This window comes from Primorskyibacter flagellatus, from assembly GCF_900176485.1.
In the GTDB taxonomy this organism is placed as follows: Bacteria; Pseudomonadota; Alphaproteobacteria; order Rhodobacterales; family Rhodobacteraceae; genus Primorskyibacter; species Primorskyibacter flagellatus.
On sequence record NZ_FWYD01000001.1, the window covers coordinates 281,318 to 297,726 of the forward strand.

General features: G+C 59.0%; 13 protein-coding genes. 8 read left to right on the top strand and 5 right to left on the bottom strand.

The window, feature by feature from the left end:
• Nucleotides 1-65 precede the first annotated feature (65 nt).
• The 5 genes from B8991_RS01310 to miaA all read right to left on the bottom strand — a co-directional run bounded on the left by B8991_RS01310 (nt 66) and on the right by miaA (nt 7,464).
• Nucleotides 66-2,150 carry a dipeptide ABC transporter ATP-binding protein gene (locus tag B8991_RS01310; protein WP_084349996.1) on the bottom strand — a complete coding sequence of 695 codons (2,085 nt, stop codon included), beginning with the start codon at nt 2,148-2,150 and terminating at the stop codon, nt 66-68.
• Between the two features lie 99 nt (nt 2,151-2,249).
• Nucleotides 2,250-3,443, bottom strand: a complete 1,194-nt coding sequence (locus B8991_RS01315) for an ABC transporter permease (protein WP_084349997.1) — start codon at nt 3,441-3,443, stop codon at nt 2,250-2,252.
• Between the two features lie 13 nt (nt 3,444-3,456).
• Nucleotides 3,457-4,503, bottom strand: a complete 1,047-nt coding sequence (locus B8991_RS01320) for an ABC transporter permease (protein WP_084349998.1) — start codon at nt 4,501-4,503, stop codon at nt 3,457-3,459.
• A gap of 59 nt (nt 4,504-4,562) precedes the next feature.
• A complete protein-coding gene (locus B8991_RS01325; protein ID WP_084350297.1) occupies nt 4,563-6,230 on the bottom strand; it encodes an ABC transporter substrate-binding protein in 1,668 nt (555 codons plus the stop codon).
• Between the two features lie 379 nt (nt 6,231-6,609).
• Nucleotides 6,610-7,464, bottom strand: coding sequence for a tRNA (adenosine(37)-N6)-dimethylallyltransferase MiaA (gene miaA / locus B8991_RS01330; protein ID WP_084350298.1), 855 nt, complete (start codon nt 7,462-7,464; stop codon nt 6,610-6,612).
• Nucleotides 7,465-7,629: 165 nt separating this feature from the next.
• Here miaA and pyrH point away from each other — a divergent pair, with 165 nt between their 5' ends.
• The 8 genes from pyrH (at nt 7,630) to B8991_RS01370 (ending at nt 16,357) form a co-directional block, all read left to right on the top strand.
• Nucleotides 7,630-8,364, top strand: coding sequence for a UMP kinase (gene pyrH, locus B8991_RS01335; RefSeq protein WP_084349999.1), 735 nt, complete (start codon nt 7,630-7,632; stop codon nt 8,362-8,364).
• Nucleotides 8,365-8,586: 222 nt separating this feature from the next.
• Nucleotides 8,587-9,156, top strand: coding sequence for a ribosome recycling factor (frr, locus tag B8991_RS01340; protein ID WP_084350000.1), 570 nt, complete (start codon nt 8,587-8,589; stop codon nt 9,154-9,156).
• Nucleotides 9,157-9,182: 26 nt separating this feature from the next.
• The gene (locus B8991_RS01345; RefSeq protein WP_084350001.1) at nt 9,183-9,908 is read left to right on the top strand and encodes an isoprenyl transferase; all 726 of its coding nucleotides are present in this window, start codon (nt 9,183-9,185) and stop codon (nt 9,906-9,908) included.
• Nucleotides 9,905-10,696: a phosphatidate cytidylyltransferase gene (locus B8991_RS01350; protein WP_084350002.1), complete on the top strand. Its 792-nt coding sequence runs from the start codon at nt 9,905-9,907 to the stop codon at nt 10,694-10,696. The genes B8991_RS01345 and B8991_RS01350 overlap by 4 nt, the downstream gene beginning before the upstream one ends.
• Nucleotides 10,693-11,874 carry a 1-deoxy-D-xylulose-5-phosphate reductoisomerase gene (dxr, locus tag B8991_RS01355; protein ID WP_084350003.1) on the top strand — a complete coding sequence of 394 codons (1,182 nt, stop codon included), beginning with the start codon at nt 10,693-10,695 and terminating at the stop codon, nt 11,872-11,874. The genes B8991_RS01350 and dxr overlap by 4 nt, the downstream gene beginning before the upstream one ends.
• A 16-nt stretch (nt 11,875-11,890) precedes the next feature.
• Nucleotides 11,891-13,228, top strand: a complete 1,338-nt coding sequence (rseP, locus tag B8991_RS01360; RefSeq protein WP_084350004.1) for an RIP metalloprotease RseP — start codon at nt 11,891-11,893, stop codon at nt 13,226-13,228.
• 152 nt (nt 13,229-13,380) lie between these two features.
• Nucleotides 13,381-15,738 (top strand): outer membrane protein assembly factor BamA, encoded by a 2,358-nt coding sequence (gene bamA, locus B8991_RS01365; protein ID WP_084350005.1) that lies wholly within the window; start codon nt 13,381-13,383, stop codon nt 15,736-15,738.
• A gap of 1 nt (nt 15,739) precedes the next feature.
• Nucleotides 15,740-16,357 carry an OmpH/Skp family outer membrane protein gene (locus B8991_RS01370; RefSeq protein WP_143514458.1) on the top strand — a complete coding sequence of 206 codons (618 nt, stop codon included), beginning with the start codon at nt 15,740-15,742 and terminating at the stop codon, nt 16,355-16,357.
• The last annotated feature ends 52 nt before the right edge of the window (nt 16,358-16,409 follow it).

Below are 16,409 nucleotides of genomic sequence, written 5' to 3' on the forward strand. Positions count from 1 at the left end.
CGCACACCCGTCCGGTTTCGGCCATCTGCCGCGAGGCACCGGTTCAAGGACCGGCGCGGGGTCGTTCAGACATCCTCTGTCCGGACCTCGATCACCGGTTCCATCGTCGCAAACTCGGCTTCAGAAAGGTGGCATTTGACCTGATGTCCCTCTGCCATGCGGCGCATCGGGGGCACTTCGGTCTCGCACAGATCGCCGGGTACGCGCACCTTCCAGCGGCACCGGGTCTGGAACGGACAGCCGGGCGGCGGGTTCATCGCCGAGGGCACGTCGCCTTCAAGCACGATATGTTTCTTCTTCACCGACGTATCGGCAATCGGCACGGCGGACAGCAGCGCCTCGGTATAAGGATGAAAGGGCGGCGAGAAGACCTGCGCAGTGTCGCCCAATTCGACGACATGGCCAAGATACATGACCATCACGCGGTCGCTAAGATAGCGCACGATGGACAGGTCATGGCTGATGAACAGCAGGGTGGTTTTATGCTCGCGCTGGATTTCCATCAGAAGATCGGTAACCGCGGCCTGCACACTGACATCAAGGGCAGAGACAGGCTCATCCGCGACCACGATCCGCGCATCGCCTGCAAAGGCGCGCGCAATTCCGACGCGCTGCTTTTGTCCGCCCGACAATTGCCGCGGCATCCGGTTGGCAAATTCTCGCGGCAATTTCACCAGATCAAGCAGGTCCAGCATCCGGTTGCGCCGCTCGCCCTCAGAGTTGCCGATGCCGAAAATTTCCAGCGCCCGGATGATCTGACGGCCCACGGTCATCGACGGGTTGAGCGTGTCGAACGGGTTCTGAAACACCATCTGCACGTCGGCGATTGCCTTTGTGTCGCGCTTCTCGATCGGAATCTTTTCGATGTTTTTTCCGTCCAGCAAGATCTGCCCTTCGGTCGCCGTCTCCAATCCCATCAGCACCTTGGCGAAGGTAGACTTCCCGCAACCGCTTTCGCCAACAATTGCCAGCGTCTCGCTTTCGCGCGCCTCAAAGCTCAGCGTCTCGTTGGCCTTCACCACCTTTTTCTCACCGCCAAACAGTGCATTTGCCGCGACCTCGTAATATTTCTTCAGCGCATCCATGCGCAGCACGACTTTGCCGGTCTCGCCTTTGTCATGAGTCGCGCCGACAATTGGCGGGGCGTTCCAGTCGATCTCGCGGAACCTCAGGCAACGCGTGGCATGGCGCTCGCTATCAGGAACGTCGAACATCGGAATATGCCCGGCGTCACAACGCCCGGCCTCGAAGTAGTCGCAGCGCGGACCGAAATTGCAGCCTAGGGGGCGCTCATGGGGTAGTGGAAAGTTGCCCGGAATGGCCACCAGAGGATGCGCATTCTTATCCGCGCCGGGCAGCGGGATCGAGCGGAACAGCGCCTGCGTATAAGGGTGCTGCATCTCGTCGAACACATCCTCGATAGAGCCGCGCTCGACCGCCTCGCCGGAATACATCACGCAGATCCGGTCGCAGGTTTCCAGAACCAGACCCAGATTGTGGCTGATGAACAGCATGGACGTGCCGTATTTGCGCCCCAGATTCTTGACCAGTTCGACAATCGAAGCCTCAACCGTCACGTCCAGCGCGGTTGTCGGCTCGTCGAGGATCAGCAAGGCAGGCTTTGACATCAGCGCCATGGCAATCACGATGCGTTGCTGCTGCCCACCTGACAGCTGATGGGGGTAGGCTTTCAGAATGCGCTCCGGATCCGGCAGCTTCACATCCGCGACAACCTCCAGCGCACGGCTTCGTGCCTGCGCCTCTGAAAGGCCCTCATGCAGCATCGGCACTTCCATCAACTGCCGGCCGATTTTCATCGCCGGGTTCAGGCTGGCCATCGGCTCCTGATAGATCATCGCGATCTCGTTGCCGCGGATCTGCCGCAGCTCGCTGTTGCTCAGGTCCGCCATGTCGCGGCCCTTGAACCGGATAGCCCCCCCCACAATCCTGCCATTGCGCCCCAGATCCCGCATCACGCCCAGCGCCACCGTGGATTTTCCGCAACCGGACTCGCCAACCAGCCCGACGGCCTCTCCCGGCTGCACCTTGACCGAAAAGTCCATCACCGCCGGGATCTCGCGCAACCGCGTAAAGAAGGAAATCGACAGATCGTCAATTTCCAGGATGGGCCCGTCATATGGCTCTTTCATCACTCAACTCCTTCACTTGGCGCCGAAACCTGAGTTTCATCTTCTTCTTGGCGAAAATACTCCGGGGGTCCGGGGGCTGGCCCCCGGCCTTGGCCCAGATCAATCGCGCAAGGATTCCTCCCGCAACCCGTCCGCCAGCAGGTTCAACCCGAGAACCAGCGACAAAAGCGCAAGGGCCGGGGGCAGGGCAGGGTGCAGGTAGATCGTCAGCAACTTGCGCCCTTCGTTGATCGTCGATCCCCAGTCGGGGCTTTCCGGCGGCATGCCCAGTCCGAAAAAACCCAGCGTTCCCAGCAGGATCGTCGTATAGCCAATTCGCAGACAAAAATCGACGATCAGCGGCCCGCGCGCATTGGGCAGGATCTCCCACAACATGATATACCAGCCGCCCTCGCCGCGCGTCTGGGCGGCGGCGACATAGTCTCGGGTCTTGATGTCCAGTGTCAGCCCGCGCACGATCCGGAAAACGGTGGGCGCGTTCACAAAAACCACCGCGACAAACACCACCAGGATCCCGCCGGGCACATCGAACAGGTCCAGCCAGCCCGGCAGCACCTTTAGCGGCGTGCCCGCATCTGACACTAGCGACAGGTAAAGCCAGCCCATTAACGCCAGCACCCCGATCAGCAAGGGCGTCCGCACGGAGGGGCGTGTGTGATACCTTGAATTCAGCAGCACGCCCGCAAAGATCAGCGGGAACACGAACAGCACCGCCGCCATGTAGCTTGGAATGCCCGTTGCCACGATCTCTGGAGTCACCAGCAGGTAAAACAGCAGGATCACCGGGAAGGCGAGCACAAGGTTGGCCACGAAGGTCAGCAGCGTATCAAGCTTGCCGCCGTAGTATCCCGCAGGCAGACCCAGTGTGATGCCCACCATGAAGGCAAACAGTGTCGCGAACGGCGCAATCTGCACAACGATCCACGCCCCCTTTATGGTGCGGCTGAACACATCACGGGCCAGATTGTCACCGCCCAGCAGGTAATATGGATAATCACCGGCCTCTGCACCGCGCAGAGGCGTGCCCGGAACCTTGTTCTTCATGCCAGAGGCTTGCGCCAGCGCGTCATGCGTCACGATCAGGTCCATCGCCCCGAAGATGCCGGTGAAAACCCAGAACATCACCAGAGCAAAACCGATCATGCCGATGGTTGAATCGAACAATTTTCCGTAAAGCCCCGACCGCCTCTTGAAGGTGATCGACAGCGCGAACAGCCCCAAAAGCGCAATCCAGACCGGCAGGAATTGCCAAAGAATGCGCGGGATGATCTCTGCCGAGGTCAGCGGTTCCATTAGACAGCACTCCTCAGGACACGCTGATGCGGGGATTAAGATAGACATAGCCGATATCGGAAATCAGCTGTGTCACCAGCACGACGATGACGGAGACGACCGAAACCCCCAGCAAAAGCTCGATATCGTTATTCCCGGCGGCCTGCACCAAGGTCCAGCCGAAGCCTTTGTAGTTGAACAGGGTCTCTACGATCACCACGCCGTTCAACAGCCACGGAAATTGCAGCATGATGACCGTGAAGGGCGCAATCAGTGCGTTCCGCAGCGCGTGTTTCATCACGATATTGGGAAAGCTCACACCCTTCAGGCGCGCGGTGCGGATATATTGCGCGGTCATCACCTCGGCCATCGAGGCGCGGGTCATCCGCGCGATATAGCCCATCCCGAAGAGTGCGATGGTCAGGATCGGCAGAAAGAAATTCTCGAAATTTGCATCCTCCATCGCAGAGGTCGCCGTGCCCTTGAACCATTTCAGGCCCACGGCAGAGGACGCGAACACCGCGATCAGGATTACGCCGGATACATATTCCGGCGTTGCCGTGGTGGTAATCGAGATCGTCGAGAGCGCCCGGTCGGTGCGCGAGCCTTCGCGCATTCCCGCAAGCACGCCCAGCAGCAGCGCCGAGGGCACCATCAGGATCATCACCCACAACATCAACTTGGCCGTAAGCCCCAGCCGAATGCTGATAATGTCGCTGACATCCTCGCGAAACACGGTGGAATAGCCCCACTCGCCCTGTAAGACGCCGCAGTATCGGGGGGCTGTCTCTATCGTCATGCCATCATCCAGACAGCGTGCCTGAACCGATCCATCTGTGGAGACGTTCACATAGCCCGGCAGGACGCCCAGCCATTCGCCATATTTGATTAAAATCGGTCGGGCGTAACCTCGCTCCTCCAGCCAAGAGGCAACCTGCGTGTCGGTCATGCGCATGTTGCCTTGGGTCTTTGCCAGCTTTTCAAGGTTGGGCTGAAGATTGGTCAGCCAGAACACGACGAAGGTCAGGCAGAGTGTGGTGAGCAGCATCACACCGAGACGGCGCAACAAAAAAATTCCCATGGATTGCCTTCTGACGGGGGCAGAACGCACCGGGGCTACAAATGGCCCCGGTGCAAAAATCAGGCCTTGAAGCCGTATTTGTGATAGTGGAATTCGTGCGCCGGATGCTTGTCGACATTCACCAGTGTGCCGTTGTGGTGATTGTAGAGGTTGCGCCAGTAAGGCTGGATGATGATCGCGTCGTCACGCATCAACTGCTGGATCTTGGCCATCACCTCACGACGTTTATCGGCATCGGCGATCGACAGTGCCTCTGTCATCAGAGCGTCGAATTCCGGGTTGGCATAGGCCGTCTCGTTCCAGGCCTGACCACTGCGATATGCCAGAGACATAACTTGCACTTCCAAAGGACGGTGGTTCCAACTTGTTGAGCTGAAGGGATATTTCGTCCAGTCGTTCCAGAAAGTTGCCCCCGGAAGGATAGAGCGTCGGACAGCGATTCCAGCATCGCGCAGTTGTGCCGCAATCACGTCGCCGGTGTTACGCTGCCAGTCGTCATCGATGGTAATCAGTTCATGCTCGAAAGCAGCAAATTCGGTGGCGTCCATCATCTCTTTGGCTTTGACAGGGTCATGCTCTGACGGGCCGAGATCAGCATAGGCCGGGTGAATCGGGCAGACATGATCGTTGCGTGCGACTTCGCCGCGATCCGAATAGCCCAGTTGCAGACACAGACTGTTGTCGACCGCCAGCGCCAGCGCCTTGCGCACATCCCGGTTGGCATAGGGTTTGCGCCCGTCCACATCGGCCGCATGGTTGGTGCGGAACACGGCGGTGGAGGCGGTGACAGTCTCCGTCTGGGTCCAGCCGATCGCCGTCAAAATGTCGATGAAATCCCCAACGGATTCGTAAAGCAGGTCGACCTCTTCGGATTCTGCCGCCGCCACCCAGGATGCAGGGTCGGTGCCATAATCAATCAACTCGATCCGGTCGAGGTAAGGCCCGCCGAACACTTCGGTTCCCCACCATGTATGATCGGTATTGCGCTCCATCACGCAGCGCACGCCGACTTCCAGTGTGACCGGCTTGTACGGTCCGGTGCCGATGCCGAAATCAAACGGATTTCCGCCGTCGTAATCGGCATGCATGATGGCCGCCGGATAATCCGACATATTGGCGATCACAGCGATGTCGGGCGCCGACAGGTTCAGCCGGACGGTGTGATCGTCTATAATCTCGATTGCGCCGTCACGCGCCTGTCCTGCGGCCTCGTCCATCAGCCCGCCCATGCGCGACGCCATGGAATTTTCATCGACGGAACTGTCGCACCAGCCGCGAATATTGCGCGCGACATCTTCGGCTGTGAAAGCGTCGCCGTTATTCCACGTCACACCCTGACGCACGTTGAGCGTATATTGCGTTGCGTCGTCATTGACCTCCCAGCTTTCCAGAAGCATGGGCGTAAAGCTGCCGTCTTTTTCGTATTGCACGAGGTATTCGTAGATGCCGCGGGACTGGTTGCCGATCTCGGACCAGTCATAGGCGCGGGGGTCTTTCATCGCCTTGACGAAGCTTTCGATCCGCAGCGTGCCGCCCTGTTTTGGTGTCTCTTGCGCCTGCACGGGCTGTGTCAGGCCGCCTAGCGTGTAGGCGGCGGTCGCGGTCAGCCCCAGCGCGGTGGTGCGGGTCAGGAATTCACGTCGGCTCAGCTTGCCCTGTTTGAACTCTTCCGCATACATCCGCGCCGCAGGGTGTAGCCTTTTCCGCGTCTTTTTCATGCTTGTCATCGTGATCTCCCAGTGAACAGTCTTATTGTGACGATTTTTCTGATCCGTACGGTCTTGCTGAATGGTCTCAACTAGGGCGTTTTCCCTCATCATCAACTTCTTATAGACTTCCCGCGGCATGATTTCGGCAGGTTTTCCACCATGCCTCTTTTCGCGTGGCTTCGGTCATTGATGGCCCGAAAGCGACATCAGTTCCAGCCAAAAACGACATTTTGAGGATTGTGGAATGGTCCGACAGAGCGATCGCTGCTTCACCGTCATGGACAAGCCGCGCCGAAAGCCAGAGCGCGCGCTTGTTATCCCGGTCGCAAATCACCGTCTTTCGATGTTTCGACCAGCAGAGCATGACGCGATGATCCCGGCAGGCCGACAGACGTGCTCAATCGGTGGTTTCAGGGTGGTGCCGCGTCCATGATTTCATCCGGGCGCGGAACCAGGTCCGCTGCCGTTTGGCGAATTGCCGGGTCGCGATGGTGGCCGCCTCGCGTGCAGCGTCCAGCGTCATCTCGCCGCGCAGATGGGCGATCAGTTCTGCCGCACCGATTGCCTTGGCCGAGGGCAGGTTGGTGGAAAATCCATCGAGGTTGTCGCGGGCCTCTTTCAGCGCACCTTGGGTCAGCATCGCATCAAAGCGGCGGGCAATACGGGCATTCAGCCAATCCTTCGGCGCATCGAACAGAATGGGCTGAACCTTCTCCAATGCCAAACGCGGCGGTGGCGTCGCATCCTGCCACGAGGCGAGCCCGCGCCCCGTGGTGCGCTGCACTTCCCAGGCACGTTGCACCCGCATCGGGTTCTGCCTGTCGATCCTCGCTGCCGTGACGCTATCAAGCTCTGTCAGCAGCGCCGCGTGCCCCTCGGCTGCCAGACGCGCATCGGCCTCGGCACGGATCGGGGCAGGGGTTGGCGGGATTTCTGCCAGCCCTTCGGTGAGGGCCGAGAAATACAGGCCCGTGCCGCCCACGATGATCGGTCGTTCCGGCCCTGCGAGGAGCGGTTCGAGATCGCGTAGCCAGTGACCGACCGAATAGGCCTGATCGCCCGGCACATGACCGTAGAGAAAATGTGGTGCGCGTGCTTCCTCCGCAGGCGAAGGCCGCGCGGTCAGAACCCGCCAGTTCCGATAGACCTGAATGGCATCGGCATTGACGATCACGCCGCCTTGTGTTTCCGCTATCCTCAACGCCAGCGCAGATTTTCCCGACGCTGTCGGCCCTGCAATCAGGACCGGCATGTCTGCCGCCAGCGCTGCCAGCCATGACGGCTTACCCAAACCGAGCCTCCTGCGGTGAAAGAAATTCCAGGTTTATCCGCTTATCGGCTGTGCCATGCATTGTGTCTGCTCGTGTTTTCCGACATTTTGCGCGCAATCTAGACCCTTGCCCGGAAGAGACGCAACATGCCCGATACCGCCTCCGCCCCGCAGACCGCTTTCAGACGCGTTTTGTTGAAAATCTCAGGAGAGGCGCTGATGGGCGACCAAGGCTACGGCCTGCACCCACCCACCGTACAGCGCATCGCTGAAGAGGTGAAATCGGTTCACGACATGGGCGTCGAGATCTGCATGGTGATCGGCGGCGGCAACATCTTTCGCGGTCTGTCAGGGGCCGCGCAGGGGATGGAGCGGACAACTGCCGATTATATGGGCATGCTTGCCACGGTGATGAACGCGCTGGCCATGCAGGCGGCGCTGGAAGAGCTGGGCGTCTTTACCCGCGTCATCAGCGCGATCCCGATGGATCAGGTGTGCGAGCCGTATATTCGCCGCCGCGCTGTCCGCCACCTTGAGAAAAAGCGCGTCTGCATTTTTGCGGCGGGCACCGGAAACCCTTATTTCACCACGGACACGGCCGCAACTTTGCGTGCAAATGAAATGGCTTGCGAGGCGATCTTCAAGGGCACGAAAGTGGATGGCGTCTATGACAAGGACCCGGTCAAGCACGCGGATGCCAAGCGTTATGACCGTGTGACCTATGACGAGGTTCTGGCGCAGCATCTTGGCGTGATGGACGCCTCTGCGATTGCCCTGGCGCGCGACAACAGCCTGCCGATCATTGTTTTCAGCCTGGATGAACCCGGCGGTTTCCGTGGCATTCTTGCGGGGCAAGGTACCTACACAACGGTACATTCCTAAGCCCGGAGCCGCGTCTTTCTGAGGGCTGTGTAAATATTAACTTTCCGCCGCGATACCGATGTTGCGCGGCGAATCTGACCGTCCGACAGTGTGCAAACGGGGGGACTGGACCTGTTGCGCGGCAGTTCCCCGCGCTTGAGTGCAACACCACCTATACATTGTAATGCTGTTGGCGTTATAGATGGCGGAAGAATACAGGCTCCAAGACCAAAGAGACCAAAGATGGCTGATGATACTTTCGAACTTGATACTGACGACCTGAAACGCCGGATGGATGGCGCTATGGCGAATTTGCGCACCGAGTTTGCTTCGCTGCGGACCGGGCGGGCTTCGGCGTCGATGCTGGAACCTGTGCAGGTCGACGCCTACGGGCAAATGACCCCGATCAACCAGGTGGGCACGGTCAACGTTCCTGAAAGCCGCATGGTCACGATAAACGTCTGGGACAAAGGCCTTGTCGGCAAGGTGGAAAAGGCGATCCGCGAAAGCGGTCTTGGCATCAACCCGCAGCTGAATGGTACGATCATCATGTTGCCGATCCCGGAACTGAACGAAGAACGTCGCCGGGATTTGACCAAGGTCGCCGGTCAATATGCTGAACATTGCCGTGTCGCCGTGCGCAACGTGCGCCGGGACGGTATGGATCAGACCAAACGGGCCAAGAATGACAGCAATCTTTCCGAGGATGACCAGAAATTCTGGGAGACCGAGATTCAAGAGCTGACCGACAAATACATCGCATTGATCGACAAAGCGCTGGAACATAAGCAGGAAGAGATCATGCAGGTCTGAGCGGACCCGCCGGTAAGGAGATCACAATGGTGAAACCGATCCGCGAGGGCAAAGGCCCGCGCCATGTTGCTATCATTATGGATGGCAATGGCCGATGGGCCACTCAAAAGGGCAAACCGCGCTTGTTTGGACATCACGCAGGCGCAAAACGTGTCCGCGAAATTGTTGAGGCCTGCCCGGATGCCGGTGTCAAATATCTGACGATCTTTGCTTTCTCCACCGAAAACTGGAAGCGTACGCAAAACGAAGTTGCCGGTCTGATGAGCCTGTTCCGGCGCTATATCAGCCGCGAAGCGCAGGCTTTGCTGAAGGAAAACGTGCAGGTCCGGTTCATCGGCGACCGGATGAAGCTTGATGACAAACTGGTCACCCTGATGGATGAGCTGGAGCTTTTGACGTCGCATTGCACGGGCGTAAATCTGACCATCGCCATCAATTACGGTGGCCGTGACGAGGTCGCGCGTGCTGCTCAACGTCTGGCGCATGACGTGGCCGCGGGCAGGCTTGCGCCCAAGGAAGTCAATGAAGAGACATTACCGCGCTATCTGGACACCTATGTTCTGCCTGACCCAGATCTGGTGATCCGCACCAGCGGCGAGGCGCGTATTTCCAACTTTCTGCTGTGGCAATCGGCCTATGCCGAATATGAATTCATCGACACGCTGTGGCCGGATTTCTCGGCTGCCGAATTTGCCCGGTTGACCCAGTCCTATTCGACCCGCGACCGCCGTTTCGGTGCCGTTAACGTATGAGTGCCTCGCCTAAATGGGACGACTTGGCACCGCGCGTTGCGTCGGGTGCGGTGATGGTCGTGATCGGACTTCTGGGCGTTTGGCTGGGTGGTATCTGGTGGCATTTGCTGATTGCCGCCATCACCGGTGTCATGGTCTGGGAACTGGCCGTGATGCTGCACGGCGCAAACTCTGACCGGATGCTGATGCTTGGGGGGATTGCGGCCGCAGCGGCGATGCTCTCGATTGAACTGCCTGCTGGGTTTGCGTTGCCGCTACTGCTTGCACCCGCTCTTGTCGGCGTCACATTGCTCGGACGTCGCGCGCCAACTTACATGATTTATACAGCCGTCATTCTGCTGGCCGGTTACGGCATGATGGCCTTGCGCGACGATTTTGGATTGGTCTGGATGCTCTGGCTGGTTCTGGTCGTGATTGTCACCGATGTCGGAGGCTATTTCGCGGGGCGGATGATTGGCGGGCCTAAATTCTGGCCGCGTGTCAGCCCCAAGAAAACATGGTCCGGCACTGTGGCGGGCTGGATTTGCGCAGGTTTCATCGGTGCGATCTTCGCAGGCTTTACCGAAGCAGGGTCGGAGCTGATCGGCATCAGCATCGCCGCCGCCATGGCCTCGCAAATGGGGGATATTGCGGAAAGCGCCATCAAACGGCGCTGCGGTGTCAAGGACAGCTCCTGGTTGATCCCCGGTCACGGCGGCTTGCTGGATCGATTTGACGGGATGCTGGGTGCCGCCTTGTTCCTGCTTGTGGTTGGCCAGATCGTCAACTTCCCGCCGGGGGTGCAATGAGGCGCATTTCGGTTTTCGGGGCGACCGGATCCATCGGACAAAGCACATTGGACCTGATCGGGCGCGCGCCGGAGGAGTATCACCTCGTGGCGCTGACCGGCGGACGCAATATCGCGCTGCTGGCCGAACAGGCGCGGCAGCACAGGCCGGAGATCGCCGTCACTGCTGATCCTGACCGGCTGACCGATCTGCGTGATGCGCTTGCTGGAAGCGGCATAAAGGCCGCCGCCGGAGAGGGCGCGCTGGTCGAGGCGGCCACCCGTCCCGCCGATTGGGTGATGTCCGCAATCGTCGGTGCGGCCGGCCTTGCGCCCGGTCTGCGCGCGCTGGAACAGGGCGCGACGCTGGCGCTGGCCAATAAGGAAAGCATGGTCGCTGCTGGCAGGCTCATGCTGCAAACCGCCGAGATGCATGGCGGGCGTATCCTGCCGGTGGATAGCGAACATTCCGCAGTTTTTCAGGCGCTGATCGGCGAAAATATCGCGTCGGTAGAACGGGTTATCATCACTGCTTCAGGTGGGGCATTCCGTGACTGGCCGCTGGAACAGCTGGCCGACGCGACACCGGAACAGGCCGCCACCCATCCCAATTGGGACATGGGTCAGCGGATCACGATCGATTCCGCATCCATGTTCAACAAAGCTCTGGAACTGATTGAAACACGGGAGTTTTTCGGAATTTCTCCCGAGAAGATCGAGACCGTCGTGCATCCGGAATCGCTGATACACGCGCTGGTCGGTTTCAGCGACGGGGCGTTGATGGCCCATGTCGGCCCGCCGGATATGCGCCATGCCATCGGATTTGCGCTGCATTGGCCTGAACGCCGCGCCTTGCCGGTAGAGCGGCTTGACCTGACGGCAATCGGCGCGCTTAGTTTTCGCGCCGCCTGCGATCAACGCTACCCGGCCCTGCGACTGGCACGAGAGGTCATGCAGGAAGGGGGCCTTTCGGGGGCCGTATTCAATGCGGCCAAGGAACAGGCGCTTGACGGTTTTCTTGCGCGTCAGATCGGGTTTATGGACATGGCCGGGGTCGTCGAGGATGTCCTGACCGAGATTTCGGCAAGACCCGGACATATTCACGCAGAGTTCACCCTTGATAATGTGAACAGACTGGATCATCTGGCACGGGACACGGCACGCGGCGCGATAAAGCGCCTTAAGGCTCGGAAACACTAGGGCGAATGGACAAGACATGGCAGGGCTGATCCCGCAATTCGGAAGCGTTTTCCTGACCTTGGCGGCGTTTGTCGTGGCTCTGTCGATCATCGTGGCGATCCACGAATACGGCCATTACATCGTCGGCCGCTGGTCGGGCATCTCTGCGGATGTGTTCTCGCTCGGTTTTGGCCCGGTGATCTGGAGCCGTGTGGACAAGCGCGGCACGCTTTGGCAAATCGCGGCATTGCCGCTTGGCGGATATGTGAAGTTTCGCGGTGATGCGAATCCTTCGGGTGGCATTGATACGGACGCGATGGAGGTGCTGAGCGCCGAGGATCGGCGTCAGACGATGAACGGCGCACCGCTATGGGCGCGCACCGCAACCGTTGCGGCCGGTCCGATATTCAATTTCATCCTGTCGATTGTGGTATTCATGGGCGTGTTCATGGCGCGCGGCGTGGTGACCGAACCCCTGACGGTGGGAGAGTTGCGCAACCTGCCCGTCGAACAGCAACTGCTGCCCGGTGACGTGATCCTTGAGGTCGGGAGCGAAACAGCCCCGTCTTTCGATGATCCTGCGGCATTCGAGACCTTCATGAAATCGCTGCCCGCGCAGCCGCAGATCGACTATACTGTGCGCCGCGAGGGCGAGGTCGTGCAGGCACAGGGGCCATATCCCTATCCGGCGATTGCCACGCAGGTCGTTCCGCGATCGGCTGCCTACGATATCGAGATGAAAGCGGGCGATGTCATTCGCCGCGTCGATGACGCGCCGATCTACGCATTTGAACAGCTCAAGCAGATTGTCGAAGGCTCCAACGGGCGGCCTTTGCAGCTTGATGTGTGGCGCGACGGCGAAGATCTGGACTTTGTGCTGGTGCCGCGCCGCGTGGACGAACCGCAACCGGACAACAGCTTCAAGACCAACTGGCGCATCGGAATCGCCGGCGGCTTGTTCTTCGAGCCAGCCGTTTCGACACCCGGTCCGATTGACGCGTTGAATGCCAGTGTCGCGCAAACCTGGGGCATCATCACCGGATCTTTGTCCGGCCTGTATCATATGGTTACCGGCGCGATCAGCAGTTGCAACCTCAGCGGGCCGCTGGGAATCGCGCAGGCTTCTGGTGCGATGGCCAGTCAGGGGACAACCAGCTTCATCTGGTTCATTGCCGTTCTCAGCACGGCTGTCGGCCTGATGAACCTGTTTCCGATCCCCGTGCTGGATGGCGGACATCTGGTGTTTTATGCCTATGAGGCGATCACGGGACGCCAGCCCAACGACAAGGCGCTGCGGATCCTGATGACAATGGGGTTGGCCTTTATCCTGTCAATCATGGTTTTCGGCCTGACGAACGATCTTTTCTGCCCGTAGCTTTATAGCCATAATTTCGTGCGGAAAGCGTGGACAGGGGCGATTTAACTGCCCTCAGGGCAACATCTTAGAAAAACCGGACTCACCGCTTTTGACAACCCGGTGTTTAGCCGATACTCACGTTTCAAACGATGTCTGTACGGAATGGAAGCATGATCAACAATGCTGAGGGCAGGGCGTTCGGACCAGCCACTAAGTCGGGTAAGCCCCGCACGCTGATCACAACGTTTTTAGCGATGATAGCGATTGCGTTTGCGGTGTTGCCGCAGGCCACAATGGCGCAGGACTACAGGTTCAACTCGGTCTCGATCGAGGGCAACCAACGGGTCGAGGCGGGCACGATCCTCAGCTATGCAGGGATCGCGCGGGGTCAAAGCGTCAGCGGTGGGGACCTCAATGAGGCTTATCAGCGGATTGCAGGGTCAGGTCTGTTCGAGACCGTGGAACTGGTGCCGCAGGGTGGCACCCTGGTGATCCGGGTCGCTGAATACCCCACGATCAACGTCATCAACTTCGAGGGCAACTCGCGGATCAAGGATGATGTGCTGACGACCATCGTGCAGTCGCAATCCCGCCGCGTCTTCAGCCCGTCCCAGGCCGAACGCGACGCCGCGAATATCGTGACCGCCTATGCCCAACAGGGCCGGATTGCCGCACGGGTGACACCGAAAGTCATTCGCCGTAGCGACAACCGTGTCGATCTTGTTTTCGAGGTCTTCGAAGGCGGCGTTGTCGAAATTGAGCGTATCGGTTTTGTCGGCAACAAGGTTTATTCCGATTATCGTCTGCGCCGCGTTCTGGAAACCAAGCAGGCAGGCATTTTCCGCCTTCTGGTCAAGCGTGACACGCTGATCGAAGACCGGATCGAATTCGACAAGCAGGTGCTGAACGATTTCTACATGTCGCGCGGCTATGTTGACTTCCGCACCACAGGTGTGAACGCCGAACTGACCCGCAAGCGCGATGGGTACTTCCTGACGTTCAATGTGCAAGAAGGGCAGCAGTTCCGCTTTGGCGAAGTGACAACAACATCCGATCTCGCCGAAGTTGACGTGGACCTGTTCCAGGCCGCGTTGAAAGTGCGCCCCGGTGTTGTCTATTCACCGATGCTGGTGGAAAACTCCATCGCGCGGTTGGAACGTCTGGCAATCCGTGAAGGGTTGAACTTCGTTCGGGTCGAACCGCGGATCAGCCGCAATGATCGTGACCTGACTCTGGATGTGGAATTTGTTCTCAGCCGCGGACCGCGCATTTTTGTCGAGCGGATTGATATTGAAGGCAACACCACCACGCTGGACCGCGTCGTGCGTCGCCAGTTCCGCGTCGTCGAAGGCGACCCGTTCAATCCTCGGGAAGTGCGTGAAAGTGCCGAACGCATCCGCGCGCTTGGGTTCTTTACCAAGGCCGATGTCGATGCGCGTGAAGGATCCAGCCCCAATCAGGTGGTTGTGGATGTCAATGTCGAGGAGCAGCCCACAGGCTCGCTCAGCTTTGGCGGCAGCTATTCCACAAGCAACGGTTTCGGTGTCGCCATTCAATTCCGCGAGCGTAACTTTCTGGGCCGGGGACAATCCTTGTCGCTGGGTGCCACGACCGGTGTCGACAACCGTCAATACAACTTCAACTTTGGCGAACCGGCTTTTCTTGGCCGCGATCTGGCGTTCAACTTTGATGCGTCTTACCGCGAGACCGACAATGACAATGCCGAATATGACACGGATTCCGGCCGTATTTCGCCATCGTTCAGCTTCCCGATCTCCGAAAATGGGCGTCTGACGCTGCGCTATACGGCCGAGGTGTCGGATATCAGCGATGCTGACGACACTAAAGTGGGCGATCTTATTCAAGCCGAAGCCGAACGTGGCCAAATCTGGAATAACTCCATCGGGTACACGTATTCCTATGATACGCGTCGCACCGGACTGAACCCCAATGCGGGAGTGTTGCTGGAATTCGGTCAGGATTTCGGCAAGGCAACCGGTGGTGCCAGCTTTATCAAAACCAATGTTCGCGCCATTGCCCAAACCAAAGTTCTGAACGAAGACGTGACCCTGCGGGCAACGCTCCAAGGGGGCGCGCTTAACTATTCGGGGGGGTCCGGCCGCGTTACAGACCGTTTCTTCATGGGGCCGTCAGTGATGCGCGGCTTTGAATATGGCGGTATCGGTCCGCGTGAACGCGGCGAGAACAGACAGGGCAACTCGGTCGATGACGCGCTTGGCGGCAACCTTTATGCCGTCGCCCGGTTCGAGGCGGAGTTCCCGCTTGGTCTGCCAGAGGAATATGGCATTTCCGGCGGTGTGTTCTATGATGTCGGCTCGCTCTGGTCGTTGGAAAATACAAATGCCAACACGATCTACGAAGATTTCAGCGCGCGTCACGTTGTCGGTGTGTCAATCTTCTGGGATACGCCGATTGGCCCGCTGCGTTTCAACTTCACCGAAGCTTTGCAGAAAGAGAAGTACGACAATGAACAGAACTTCGACCTGACCATCTCGACGCAGTTCTGACATGATGCTTCGCAAGATATTCGGGGCGGCGGCATTGGCTGCCGCCCTTTTCTTTGGCTACTCAGCATCCGCCCAGGATATGGTCAAAAGCCCGATCCTGACGGTCGAGGCCGACAGGTTGTTCAACGAGAGCCTGTATGGCCAGAGGCTCGCCGACAAGGTCGAGGCGGAAGGCCTCGAACTGTCCAGCCAAAATCGGCAGATCGAGGCAGAACTGACTGCCGAAGAAAAAAGGCTGACGGAACGGCGTTCCAAATTGACTCCGGCTGAATTTCGGGCGCTTGCAGATGCATTCGATGAAAAGGTGCAAAGAATCCGGGAAGAACAGGATGCGAAGGGGCGGGCTTTTGCGGGCCGCACCGACGAAGTGCGACGGGTGTTTCTCGCGGCCGCACAGCCCGTTTTGGGTGAACTGATGCGAGAGGCCGGTGCTGCCGTCCTTGTTGAACGCCGCAGTGTCTTTCTCAGTGCAGACGCGATAGACATCACTGACGAGGCGATCACCCAAATCGATCAGCTTCTAGGAAACGGCACCGACAAAGTACAGCCTGCACCGGACGGGCCCGTGCCCGATCCGGTGCCTCCTGCCGAAGGTGAGACGGTTCCTTCAGATCCCTAGAGCTTGCCCCGAGGCGCGTCAGTTGCTAGGTCACAATGACCCATGCCACTTG

What these genes read in the sequence shown, in the direction of transcription:
- B8991_RS01310 (WP_084349996.1), bottom strand. Translation starts at nt 2,150, where the DNA reads ATGAAAGAGCCATATGACGGGCCCATCCTGGAAATTGACGATCTGTCG.
- B8991_RS01315 (WP_084349997.1), bottom strand. Translation starts at nt 3,443, where the DNA reads ATGGAACCGCTGACCTCGGCAGAGATCATCCCGCGCATTCTTTGGCAA.
- B8991_RS01320 (WP_084349998.1), bottom strand. Translation starts at nt 4,503, where the DNA reads ATGGGAATTTTTTTGTTGCGCCGTCTCGGTGTGATGCTGCTCACCACA.
- B8991_RS01325 (WP_084350297.1), bottom strand. Translation starts at nt 6,230, where the DNA reads ATGACAAGCATGAAAAAGACGCGGAAAAGGCTACACCCTGCGGCGCGG.
- miaA (WP_084350298.1), bottom strand. Translation starts at nt 7,464, where the DNA reads ATGCCGGTCCTGATTGCAGGGCCGACAGCGTCGGGAAAATCTGCGCTG.
- pyrH (WP_084349999.1), top strand. Translation starts at nt 7,630, where the DNA reads ATGCCCGATACCGCCTCCGCCCCGCAGACCGCTTTCAGACGCGTTTTG.
- frr (WP_084350000.1), top strand. Translation starts at nt 8,587, where the DNA reads ATGGCTGATGATACTTTCGAACTTGATACTGACGACCTGAAACGCCGG.
- B8991_RS01345 (WP_084350001.1), top strand. Translation starts at nt 9,183, where the DNA reads ATGGTGAAACCGATCCGCGAGGGCAAAGGCCCGCGCCATGTTGCTATC.
- B8991_RS01350 (WP_084350002.1), top strand. Translation starts at nt 9,905, where the DNA reads ATGAGTGCCTCGCCTAAATGGGACGACTTGGCACCGCGCGTTGCGTCG.
- dxr (WP_084350003.1), top strand. Translation starts at nt 10,693, where the DNA reads ATGAGGCGCATTTCGGTTTTCGGGGCGACCGGATCCATCGGACAAAGC.
- rseP (WP_084350004.1), top strand. Translation starts at nt 11,891, where the DNA reads ATGGCAGGGCTGATCCCGCAATTCGGAAGCGTTTTCCTGACCTTGGCG.
- bamA (WP_084350005.1), top strand. Translation starts at nt 13,381, where the DNA reads ATGATCAACAATGCTGAGGGCAGGGCGTTCGGACCAGCCACTAAGTCG.
- B8991_RS01370 (WP_143514458.1), top strand. Translation starts at nt 15,740, where the DNA reads ATGATGCTTCGCAAGATATTCGGGGCGGCGGCATTGGCTGCCGCCCTT.